The organism is Sphingobium sp. IP1 (assembly GCF_002708645.1).
Lineage (GTDB): Bacteria > Pseudomonadota > Alphaproteobacteria > Sphingomonadales > Sphingomonadaceae > Sphingobium > Sphingobium yanoikuyae.
In genome coordinates, this window is record NZ_NOIW01000158.1 from 1 (window position 1) to 9,078 (window position 9,078).

Sequence of the window (9,078 nt, forward strand, 5' to 3'; positions counted from 1 at the left end):
CCACGCCGACGCCGGATCGGTGCGTGACACCTCGGCCGGTTTGCCACGCGGTACGCCATGTTCCTGCGGTGGAGCATTGGCCTGATCCGCCAGCCATTCACAAACCGGGCGGGGAAGCCGGGGCGCGGCCATGTCGGCGTCCCGCATCTTGCGCTGCCAGCTTGCATCGGCCGCGACGAACGATGCATCGATTGCGGCATCCTTGTGGGCGATCAGCCCCGCATCGGCGCAGCGCCGCACCGTCTGCTCGAACAGGATGCGGAAGATGCTAGCATCGCGGAAGCGGCCATGCCGGTTCTTGCTAAACGTCGAGTGGTGCGGCACCGGCGCGTTGAGCGGCAATCGGCAGAACCAGCGATAGGCGAGGTTGAAGCGGACTTCCTCACACAGACGGCGCTCCGACGTGATGCCATAGAGGCGATCGATCAGCGCCATGCGGACCAGCAATTCAGGCGGGATCGAGGGACGCCCACGGCAACTGTAGTGCGGCGCGAGCGCATCGCGCAGTTCACCCAGGTCGATCAGCCCGTCTATCCTGTGCAGGATATGATCGGCGGGGATCATCGCTCCCAGCGCCCGCCAGCTTGCGCCCTTGCCGCCTCGCTGTTGCTCACCCATCATGGCCGCTGCTCCCGATGTGTCGAAGCAGGGAACCCGTTAGGAACGCGATCGGATCACCCGGCCTTTTTTCAACAGCCCCGACCGGTTTTGACACCTAAGTGGTTGTATATTGGTCAAGCAATTCGATCACGGCACAACTCGCCGCCCCGTCGCCCTCGCAACGGTCGATCGTCGTGGCAAGCAGGCTTTCGAGTTGCGCTAGGTCTGCCATTTTCGCGCGAACCCGCTCCAGGTGGTGGGCCGCGATCTCGCGGACCTCACTGCACGACGCCTGCGCGGACCGCCAAGTGACAGGATCGCGCGCACCTCGGCCGGGGTGAAGCCGAGTTCACGCGCGCCACGGATGAATCCAAGGACGCGGACGTGGCCGGCCCCATATACTCGCCGGCCCCCGCTCGTGCGGGGTGGGGTCGCCACAATGCCGACGCGCTCGAAATAGCGGATCGTCTCGATGTTCACGCCGGTTCGGCGCGACAACTCGCCGATAGCTAGGCCTTTCTCATCCCTCATAATTCGCTTGCTCCTGTAGCCGCTACAGGAGGCATTAGGGGGTTATTCCGCCGGAGACGACTGATGAATAAAAGGATTTTGCCGCACGAAACCCTGGCCGCTTCCGCATCGCCACGCCGCGCCGACGCGGGGCTATCCGCCCTGGGTGCGCTGGCGAGCTTCGGCGCGGTCCTAGCCGCCGCATCCTGCTGCGTCTTGCCGCTCGCGCTGGCGGCGCTGGGCGTGGGGGCGGGCCTGTCGAGCACCTTCGCCGCGCTGATGCCTCTGCGCTGGGCCCTGACGGCGCTTTCCCTCGTCGGCCTGGCTGCCGGGTGGTGGGCGTATGTGCGGCGTCGGAGGACCTGCGCTGCGGATCGGTCCTGCACCGTGACCCTACCGTCCCGCGCAACTCCGATCATGCTCACGATCGGCACGACCCTGACGCTGACCGCGCTGATATGGGATCGCATTGAAGCGCCGCTTATAAAGGCGCTTTCCTGATGCAGCTCACCTCCACGCTGACCTGTCCCGAGTGCGGCGGTGTCGCGACCGAGACGATGCCCACCAACGCCTGCCAGTTCTTCTATGATTGCCGACATTGCGCGGCGGTGCTGCGGCCCCTGGCCGGCGACTGCTGCGTGTTCTGCTCGTTCGGCGATGTCCCATGCCCTCCGATTCAGGAGGCGAAGGCGAACGGGACCGTGGCGGGCTACTGCGGGTGAGGGGGTATCGCACCTTTCAATCCGGGATGAGCGCGTAACCCCGGATTTGTAGATTCGCCAAGGTTGTAAGCGCCGAATCATCGATCTCAACGCCCGAAGCCACTTGGTTCGGCATGATCTCATTTCCGACCATGGCCTGACTGCAAACGCGGATTGAAACACCGGCTTTCTGGAGAGCGGCAATCAGCGCAGCGTTCGGGTTGGCCGCTACCTTCATACGCGCCGCATATGGCGCGTTCTGCAGGACGAGCGGGGTCGCGGGACCATGAATGATGACGGCGATGTCACCAGCCGGATGGACCTTGTCCGCGCCTAGCAGGTTCACGAAGCGCGCGACCTTCTCAAGGCTGGGATTCACTTTGTCGGGAGAGCTTGCGGCCTTGGTGACATTGAACAAGACGCGGTAGCGAAGCTTGGGATCGGGCCGCTCGGCAGCACTGGGCACGGCCACGATCCCGCCAAATCCCGGTATTACGGGATAAACCAGATTATCCTGTGCAGCTAGCGAGGTGCCGCCGGTCAGCATCGTTGCCGCGAGCAGAAATGTGGCGAAAGCTCTTTTTGGCAACCTTGCTCTCCTGTTGGACGGTAGGCGCTGCATAAACTCTCCAGAAGTGGGAGCCTACGCCTACGCAACACTGAACTGGCCCATCATTCCATTATCCTCATGTTCAAGGATATGGCAGTGATACATGAAGGGAGCGCTCTTGGCCGGCTGATCAAATCGGATGAGAAGCTCCACCGGTTCCTTGACGAGGACCGTGTCGCGCGGCCCCTGGTCGAGAACATCGGGCTGCCCGCCACCGCGGGTGAGAACATCAAAGTGGACGCCGTGAATATGGATCGGGTGGCGCATCATTTCGCCAGACACCTCCCATATTTCGGTGGAGCCTAGCTTCACCGTCTCATCGATGCGATTCATGTCGAATGGCTTGCCATTGATCGTAAGGCCGCCACCGCCGCTTCCTGAGCCCATCATGCCGCCCATGCCCATGTTGAGGCTCAGACGGCGACGGCGCACCGCCTTGCTGGCGTCGGGCCCAGTTCGTGATGCCAGAAGGGTCGGCACGACGCCGCTGGCACGAGCCTGTCCCAACGGCCGTGGTTCAAACCGCAGCACGGTCGCTGGTGCCGCGGCATCGGTCCTTCGGGCGCCACGCCCCATCATACCCATGCCGCCCATCATCGAGCTGTTGGTATCAGCCGCCGTCACCAGCGAGGCGGACCTACCGTCCGTGAAGTCCACGAGAAGCTCGGCACGTTGGCCCGGCGCCAAGGTTATGGCTTCCAATGCCACTGCGTGTTCGAGCAGCCCCCCTTCGGTTCCGATCCAGTGAAAGCTCCGCCGATCGGAAAACGACAGCTCATAAATCCGCGCGTTCGATGCGTTGACGAGCCGCAGGCGAACCAACCGATTTGGCACCGCCGCCAGCGGATTCACCGCGCCGTTCACAAGGATCGTGTCGCCGCGCCGGCCCTGCATGGCGACCATCATGCCGCCTGGCATGACAAGGCGACCATTTTCGAACTGGCGATCCTGGATGAGCAGGGGCAGATCGTCCACGCCATATTCTGACGGGAGCCCCAGGCCCTGCTCTTCGTCGTCGGTTACCAGCAACGCCCCAGCCAGGCCCGAATAGACTTGCTCGGCCGTCAACCCATGGACGTGTGAGTGATAAAGGAGGGTCGCTGCGGGCTGCCGGATCGGGAGCGTGGGCCGCCAGGTCGCGCCCGGCGCGATGATCTGATGGGGGCCGCCATCCAGCTCTCCGGGGATCAGAAGCCCGTGCCAATGCACAGTCGTGTCCGCGTTGAGCCCGTTGGTCACGACAGCCGCCACGTCGTCGCCACGGCGCACCCTGATCGTCGGTCCGAGATAGCTGCCATTATACCCGAGCGTGTCACTCGGCCGGCCTGGATAAAATGAAGTCGTTCCGGACTGGACCCGTAGCGCGAATGAGCGGCCAGGCCGTGCGTCCAACAGCGGCGGCATCGGAAGCGGGTTTGCACCTCCCCCGCCGAGGCCCGGCGTGGAGCGCGAGCAAGCGGTGGTTGCGAACAATGCCGCTCCGCCAGCCAACAGCGAACGTCGATCGAGCATCTAAATCTGTCCCAGCGTGCAGCGCAGCTCGGAAGCGATACGGACAGCCTGGTCGATCAGCATGGGGTTACCTCGCACTCCGGCGCTTCGAAGGAGCCTCGATGGCTTGGCGAAATAGTAGCTCACGGGGGGAACCTCCTAGCTGGCGCTTGATCGAACACCACTCCATCATATATGCTACATATAAGATGTTTGGAGCAACTGTGCCACCTTCCCTCGTTAAAATGTCTCCGGAGCTTCTGGAGGAAAAGGCCGGCGAAGCGGAAGCGTTCCTCCGTTCGCTTGCGAGCCGGCACCGTCTGATGATCCTGTGCAGCCTGCTCGGCGGGGAGTTGTCGGTAACCGATCTGGGCGAACGCCTCGGACTGACACAGTCGAATTTGTCCCGCCATCTGGCCACGCTGCGCGACGAAGGCCTGGTCGGAACACGGCGGGAGAAAACGACGATATTCTACCGCATCACGTCCGAGCGCGTGCTGCCGATCCTGACGGAACTCTACGCACTCTTTTGCGCCGGTGACGAAGCTGAGAGCAGAGAATCCTGACGATGGAGGGTTTCACCCCATTCTCGGCCATCGTGGGCGGCGCGCTAATCGGCCTCTCGGCTTCCTTCCTGTGGATCGCCAATGGGCGCATCGCTGGAATCAGCGGCATCGTCGGCGGGGTGCTTGCGCCTGTCCGCGGCGAGATGGCCTGGCGCGCAACATTCCTGGTCGGCCTGCTCGCCGCGCCCTTGCTCTACCGGGCGGCGGGCGGCCTGCTACCGGACCTCACGTCGCCGGCCCCAGTCGCCGTCGTGATCGCAGCCGGCCTTCTGGTGGGATTTGGGACTCGGCTCGGGAGTGGTTGCACCAGCGGGCATGGCGTCTGCGGAATAGCGAGGCTCTCGCCCCGCTCGCTCGCCGCGACAGGCGTCTTCCTCATCACAGCGGCCGCGACTGTGTACGTCGCCCGACACGTCATCGGACTCTGAGCAATGAGGAAGCTGCTCATCGCGCTCGCCTCGGGGCTCATTTTCGGCTTCGGCCTGATCGTCTCCGCCATGATAGCCCCCAGCAAGGTTCTGGCGTTTCTTGATGTCGCCGCGCCGTCGTGGGACCCGAGCCTTGCCTTGGTGCTGGCCTCGGCCGTCATGGTTTCAGCGTTGGGATTTGCACTCGGCCGAAGGCGCGATGCTCCGCTTTTCGCACCGGCGTTCAATGGGCCATCGTCCCGGTCCCTGGACAAGAAGCTTCTCTCGGGCGCGGCTTTGTTCGGCGTCGGATGGGGCCTCGTCGGCTACTGCCCTGGTCCGGCCCTGGTCGCCCTGAGCCTCGGAGCGCCGGCGGCGCTGGTGTTCGTCGTGGCGATGCTGGCGGGCATGGGCGTCTTCGCCCTTCAGGAACGTTATCGCGCAGCCAGGCCCGGGGCAAACCCATGACGCCGGTCGACATCCTCACGCTCATATCCGGTGTCGTCGTCGGCTTTACCCTCGGGGTGATCGGCGGCGGCGGCTCGATCCTTGCCCTGCCGTTGCTGCTGTATGTCGTGGGCATGAAGGACCCGCACGTCGCGATCGGCACGAGCGCGCTGGCGGTGGCCGCCAATGCCTTCGCCAACCTGATCCAGCACGCCCGGGCCGGAACCGTGAAGTGGCCCTGCGCCCTCGTCTTCGGGGCATCGGGCGTCATAGGCGCCCTGATCGGCTCCACCCTGGGCAAGATGGTGGCGGGTCAGCATCTCCTGGTGCTGTTCGCAGGCGTGATGATCGTGGTGGGGGTTTCCATGCTGCGCGGCAAATCCGGCGGCGGCGACCCGGGCGTGCGGATCACGCGCCCCATCGCTGTGCGGCTCGTGGCGATCGGCCTTCTCGCCGGCCTCCTGTCAGGGTTCTTCGGCATCGGCGGCGGCTTCCTGATTGTGCCCGGCATCATGCTCGGCAGCGGCATGCCCATCCTCAACGCGGTCGGATCGTCGCTGTTTTCGGTGGGAACGTTCGGATCGGCGACAGCCCTCAACTATGCCCTGTCAGGACTCGTGGATTGGCGCGTGGCCGGCTTCTTCATCGCTGGCGGGGTCGCTGGCGGCGTCGCCGGCATGCAAACCGCCATCCGGCTCGCCGATCATAAGGGCTTGCTCACCCGCATCTTCGCTTTCGTCCTGCTGGCCGTGGCCGCCTACATGCTGTTCCGCAGCCTGGGCGGGATCGGCGGCTAGACACCATTGGAGACCGATCATGATCTTTCGTCAGTTGTTCGAGCCGGAGTCCTCGACCTACACCTACCTCCTCGGTTGCCCGGAGACGCGCAAAGCCGTCCTGATCGATCCTGTCCTCGAAACGATCGAACGCGACCTTGCCGCGCTTCAGGAACTGGATCTCGAACTGGCTTATACGTTGGAGACGCATGTGCATGCGGACCACGTCACATCGGCCTGCTATCTGCGCAGCCTTACCGGCTCCAAGATCGCGTACCCCGCCATGGACGGCCTTCCCTGTGCTGACGTGGGGGTCGCCGAGGACCAGCCTTTGACTGTCGGCGCGCTCAAGCTTCAGCCGCTGTTTACGCCGGGGCACACCGACGCCCACCATACCTACCTGGTTGAGCAGCCCGATGGTCTTCGCGCCTTCACCGGCGACGCCCTGCTAATCGACGGCTGTGGCCGCACCGACTTCCAAAACGGTGACGCCGCCACCCTTTATCACTCCGTCACGCAGAAGATTTTCACGCTGCCGGGCGATGGTCTGATCTACCCGGCTCACGACTACAATCATCGCCACATCACGACAGTGGCGCAGGAGCGTGAACGGAACCCGCGCCTTGCGGGCAAGACCGTTCAGGAATTCGTCGCGATCATGGCCGCTCTCGATCTTCCCTACCCAAAGAAGATCGACGTTGCCGTTCCGGCAAACAAGCTTTGCGGTGATTGCCCGACAGATTTGCCGGAAATGCTGCGCCAGATAGGCGGCAAGTCCGAGCAGGGCTGAGCCATCCGATACAGGTTCATTTACAGGAGAAAGTCGATGCCAACACGCACCTCGAAACAACTGGTTTCCGAAGCGAATGCGATTGTCGAAACTATCGCGCCTGACGATGCAGCCAAACTTGTCGGCAATCCCAAGGTCCAGTTCGTTGACATCCGCGAGCCAGGGGAAGTCGCAAAATCGGGGCTGGTGGCTGGTGCGGTGCATGTCCCGCGTGGCCTTCTGGAATTCCAGGTCGATCCTGAAAGCCCCACCCACAATGCCAAACTCGCCAGTGGATCGCGGTTGGTGCTCTATTGTGGGTCCGGCGCCCGCTCGGCGCTGGCCGCAAAATCACTCAAGGAGATGGGCGTGGAGAATGTCGCCCACGTCCCCGGCGGGTTTGCGGCGCTCAAGGATGCCGGCGCTTCAATCGCACCGGAATAACCCATGGCGCGCTCGAGCGCCGCTTCTCGCAGGCAGGATACAATCCTTGGATAGCCATATCGCATTCGCCAGCCTCGGATTGAGCCCGATAGCCATCTCCATAGGCCCGCTCGACATCCGCTGGTACTCGCTGGCCTATATCGCCGGCATCATTGCCGGGTGGTGGTATCTGCTGCGGCTGCTGGCCCAACCAGCGGCCCCGATGAACCGCGCACAAGCCGACGATCTCGTGTTCTACGCGACGTTGGGCGTTATCCTCGGTGGCCGTCTCGGCTATGTGATCTTTTACGGTCCTGAGATGATCTTCGACCCCCTGCAAATCCTCAAGCTGTGGGACGGCGGCATGTCGTTCCACGGGGGTGCAGCTGGCGTCTCGCTCGCGCTGATCCTGTTCGCGCGACGACACGGCCTCGAATGGCTGCGGGTCCATGATTATGTCGCCTGCACCGTGCCGATCGGCCTGTTCTTCGGCCGCCTCGCTAATTTCGTGAATGGTGAGCTTTGGGGAAAGCCCACCGATGTGCCTTGGGCGATTGTGTTCCCCGGAAGTCGCGATGGCCTCGCGCGTCACCCGAGCCAGCTCTACGAAGCCGGGCTGGAAGGACTGGTCTTGTTTGCCGTGCTCGCGTGCCTTTTCTGGTTTACCAACGCCCGACGTCGCCCTGGCATGCTCGTCGGCGTGTTCCTTCTTGGCTATGGGCTCGCTCGCTTCATTGTCGAATTCTTCCGGGAGCCGGATGCCCAGCTTGTCGGCTTCACAGCCAGAACAGGGCTTCATATGGGTCAGTGGCTCACCGTGCCGATGATTGCCGCAGGTATCTATTTGATAGTCGCAGCTTGGCGCGCCGGCTCGCGCAACCAGCAGGGCAAATCAGTAAAAAGTGAGCCAGCAATCATGCCAAAATCGAGTTGCAGTGAATAGGAACTAGCGGTCGCTATCCTGCTGCTCCTCAAGGCTAGCACCAACTTTGATTGTGCATCGCACCGTCTCGCGCGTTCGGGCTGCGGCCTTGCTGCACCCTTCGATCGTTTCGCGATTGGCCAACACCATCCTGTCGGCCGCTATGATCGCGCGGAACGCGGTGGGCGAGGCGGCCTGCATCATCCGCTGCCCGCCTTCCCACATTGACAGGTCGAGCGCTCGCGCCGCCATCTTTTCCGGCCATTGCCAGCTCGCCGGCACGGCACGCGCGACGACGCCGGCGAACGCCGCCCAAAGCACCATGCCGAGCACCACTCCGCCGATCGCCGTCCACATCAACCAGCGGTTCTGCTCGTAGCCCCGCCGCGCCGATGCGGTGACGCCCTGAAGCGCCCGAGTTGCATCCTTCAGCTCTGCGGCTGCGGTCGCGATCGTCCGCCGGTCCTCGGCGCGGGCGTCACCGCCTGCCGCTACGATCCGGTCAACAACGTGACGCGGCGTTGCTCCGTCCCTGGCTGCCGTCACCAGCGCGTCGGCGCGCTGCAAGGTGGCGTCGATCTTCTGCACCATGCCCGCCAGCGTCTCGCTATAGGGGGCGTTTGCGGGAGGGGGCGGAATCCTACGCTAAGGATTTGGGCCAGCGATATTCCCCGGTTAGATTGATGTGTTCCCATCCCAACGGCGAGACGTGGGCGAGTAGATCAGGCTCGATATGGGTACCGCTGGCGGCCCGGGTATTGACGACCTCGCCGAGCTTCATGGTGTTCCAGAATATGATGATGGCGGCGAGCAGGTTCATTCCGGCGATGCGATAGTGCTGGCCTTCGCCGGATCG

At 63.5% G+C, this 9,078-nt stretch carries 16 protein-coding genes; 9 read left to right on the forward strand and 7 right to left on the reverse strand.

What is annotated here, in order from left to right:
* The 3 genes from CG471_RS27670 to CG471_RS27675 all read right to left on the reverse strand — a co-directional run.
* The coding region (locus CG471_RS27670) for a transposase (protein ID WP_143560295.1) at positions 1 to 621 on the reverse strand (621 nt) is incomplete at its 3' end.
* Between the two features lie 94 nt (positions 622 to 715).
* Positions 716 to 868: a hypothetical protein gene (locus CG471_RS31860; protein WP_373562079.1), complete on the reverse strand. Its 153-nt coding sequence runs from the start codon at positions 866 to 868 to the stop codon at positions 716 to 718.
* Positions 820 to 1,131, reverse strand: coding sequence for a MerR family transcriptional regulator (locus CG471_RS27675; RefSeq protein WP_257211712.1), 312 nt, complete (start codon positions 1,129 to 1,131; stop codon positions 820 to 822). Before CG471_RS27675 ends, CG471_RS31860 begins: the two co-directional genes overlap by 49 nt.
* A 63-nt stretch (positions 1,132 to 1,194) precedes the next feature.
* Between CG471_RS27675 and CG471_RS27680 the strand changes: the two genes are divergently transcribed.
* A complete protein-coding gene (locus tag CG471_RS27680) occupies positions 1,195 to 1,611 on the forward strand; it encodes a mercuric transporter MerT family protein (protein WP_004213257.1) in 417 nt (138 codons plus the stop codon).
* The gene (locus CG471_RS27685; protein ID WP_037513255.1) at positions 1,611 to 1,832 is read left to right on the forward strand and encodes a GDCCVxC domain-containing (seleno)protein; all 222 of its coding nucleotides are present in this window, start codon (positions 1,611 to 1,613) and stop codon (positions 1,830 to 1,832) included. Before CG471_RS27680 ends, CG471_RS27685 begins: the two co-directional genes overlap by 1 nt.
* Positions 1,833 to 1,848: 16 nt before the next feature.
* On the opposite strand, the gene CG471_RS27690 is transcribed toward CG471_RS27685, so the two are convergent.
* Together CG471_RS27690 and CG471_RS27695 are read right to left on the reverse strand one after the other, a co-directional pair.
* Positions 1,849 to 2,433: a DsrE family protein gene (locus tag CG471_RS27690; protein ID WP_004213260.1), complete on the reverse strand. Its 585-nt coding sequence runs from the start codon at positions 2,431 to 2,433 to the stop codon at positions 1,849 to 1,851.
* A gap of 27 nt (positions 2,434 to 2,460) precedes the next feature.
* The gene (locus tag CG471_RS27695) at positions 2,461 to 3,933 is read right to left on the reverse strand and encodes a multicopper oxidase family protein (protein ID WP_007016074.1); all 1,473 of its coding nucleotides are present in this window, start codon (positions 3,931 to 3,933) and stop codon (positions 2,461 to 2,463) included.
* A 203-nt stretch (positions 3,934 to 4,136) separates the two neighbouring features.
* Between CG471_RS27695 and CG471_RS27700 the strand changes: the two genes are divergently transcribed.
* From CG471_RS27700 to lgt, 7 genes are read left to right on the forward strand one after another with little or no spacing between them, the layout of a single operon-like run.
* Complete coding sequence (locus CG471_RS27700) at positions 4,137 to 4,478, forward strand: helix-turn-helix transcriptional regulator (RefSeq protein ID WP_004213264.1); 342 nt, start codon at positions 4,137 to 4,139, stop codon at positions 4,476 to 4,478.
* A 2-nt stretch (positions 4,479 to 4,480) separates the two neighbouring features.
* On the forward strand, positions 4,481 to 4,906 hold the full coding sequence (locus CG471_RS27705; protein ID WP_004213265.1) for a YeeE/YedE family protein: 426 nt from the start codon (positions 4,481 to 4,483) through the stop codon (positions 4,904 to 4,906).
* A 3-nt stretch (positions 4,907 to 4,909) separates the two neighbouring features.
* Positions 4,910 to 5,353: a DUF6691 family protein gene (locus tag CG471_RS27710; protein ID WP_004213266.1), complete on the forward strand. Its 444-nt coding sequence runs from the start codon at positions 4,910 to 4,912 to the stop codon at positions 5,351 to 5,353.
* The gene (locus CG471_RS27715) at positions 5,350 to 6,129 is read left to right on the forward strand and encodes a sulfite exporter TauE/SafE family protein (protein ID WP_004213267.1); all 780 of its coding nucleotides are present in this window, start codon (positions 5,350 to 5,352) and stop codon (positions 6,127 to 6,129) included. Before CG471_RS27710 ends, CG471_RS27715 begins: the two co-directional genes overlap by 4 nt.
* 19 nt (positions 6,130 to 6,148) lie before the next feature.
* Positions 6,149 to 6,898 carry an MBL fold metallo-hydrolase gene (locus CG471_RS27720; RefSeq protein ID WP_007016078.1) on the forward strand — a complete coding sequence of 250 codons (750 nt, stop codon included), beginning with the start codon at positions 6,149 to 6,151 and terminating at the stop codon, positions 6,896 to 6,898.
* A gap of 36 nt (positions 6,899 to 6,934) precedes the next feature.
* Positions 6,935 to 7,321, forward strand: coding sequence for a rhodanese-like domain-containing protein (locus CG471_RS27725; RefSeq protein ID WP_004213269.1), 387 nt, complete (start codon positions 6,935 to 6,937; stop codon positions 7,319 to 7,321).
* A gap of 46 nt (positions 7,322 to 7,367) precedes the next feature.
* On the forward strand, positions 7,368 to 8,243 hold the full coding sequence (gene lgt / locus CG471_RS27730) for a prolipoprotein diacylglyceryl transferase (RefSeq protein WP_007016079.1): 876 nt from the start codon (positions 7,368 to 7,370) through the stop codon (positions 8,241 to 8,243).
* 3 nt (positions 8,244 to 8,246) lie between these two features.
* Here lgt and CG471_RS27735 read toward each other — a convergent pair whose 3' ends face one another.
* Both CG471_RS27735 and CG471_RS27740 read right to left on the reverse strand, forming a co-directional pair.
* Positions 8,247 to 8,861 carry a DUF6118 family protein gene (locus tag CG471_RS27735; protein ID WP_228222247.1) on the reverse strand — a complete coding sequence of 205 codons (615 nt, stop codon included), beginning with the start codon at positions 8,859 to 8,861 and terminating at the stop codon, positions 8,247 to 8,249.
* Between the two features lies 1 nt (position 8,862).
* A partial coding sequence (locus CG471_RS27740; protein WP_143560296.1) for a Tn3 family transposase occupies positions 8,863 to 9,078 on the reverse strand: 216 nt, incomplete at its 5' end.

What these genes read in the sequence shown, in the direction of transcription:
- CG471_RS27675 (WP_257211712.1), bottom strand. Translation starts at nt 1,131, where the DNA reads ATGAGGGATGAGAAAGGCCTAGCTATCGGCGAGTTGTCGCGCCGAACC.
- CG471_RS27680 (WP_004213257.1), top strand. Translation starts at nt 1,195, where the DNA reads ATGAATAAAAGGATTTTGCCGCACGAAACCCTGGCCGCTTCCGCATCG.
- CG471_RS27685 (WP_037513255.1), top strand. Translation starts at nt 1,611, where the DNA reads ATGCAGCTCACCTCCACGCTGACCTGTCCCGAGTGCGGCGGTGTCGCG.
- CG471_RS27690 (WP_004213260.1), bottom strand. Translation starts at nt 2,433, where the DNA reads ATGCAGCGCCTACCGTCCAACAGGAGAGCAAGGTTGCCAAAAAGAGCT.
- CG471_RS27695 (WP_007016074.1), bottom strand. Translation starts at nt 3,933, where the DNA reads ATGCTCGATCGACGTTCGCTGTTGGCTGGCGGAGCGGCATTGTTCGCA.
- CG471_RS27705 (WP_004213265.1), top strand. Translation starts at nt 4,481, where the DNA reads ATGGAGGGTTTCACCCCATTCTCGGCCATCGTGGGCGGCGCGCTAATC.
- CG471_RS27710 (WP_004213266.1), top strand. Translation starts at nt 4,910, where the DNA reads ATGAGGAAGCTGCTCATCGCGCTCGCCTCGGGGCTCATTTTCGGCTTC.
- CG471_RS27715 (WP_004213267.1), top strand. Translation starts at nt 5,350, where the DNA reads ATGACGCCGGTCGACATCCTCACGCTCATATCCGGTGTCGTCGTCGGC.
- CG471_RS27720 (WP_007016078.1), top strand. Translation starts at nt 6,149, where the DNA reads ATGATCTTTCGTCAGTTGTTCGAGCCGGAGTCCTCGACCTACACCTAC.
- CG471_RS27725 (WP_004213269.1), top strand. Translation starts at nt 6,935, where the DNA reads ATGCCAACACGCACCTCGAAACAACTGGTTTCCGAAGCGAATGCGATT.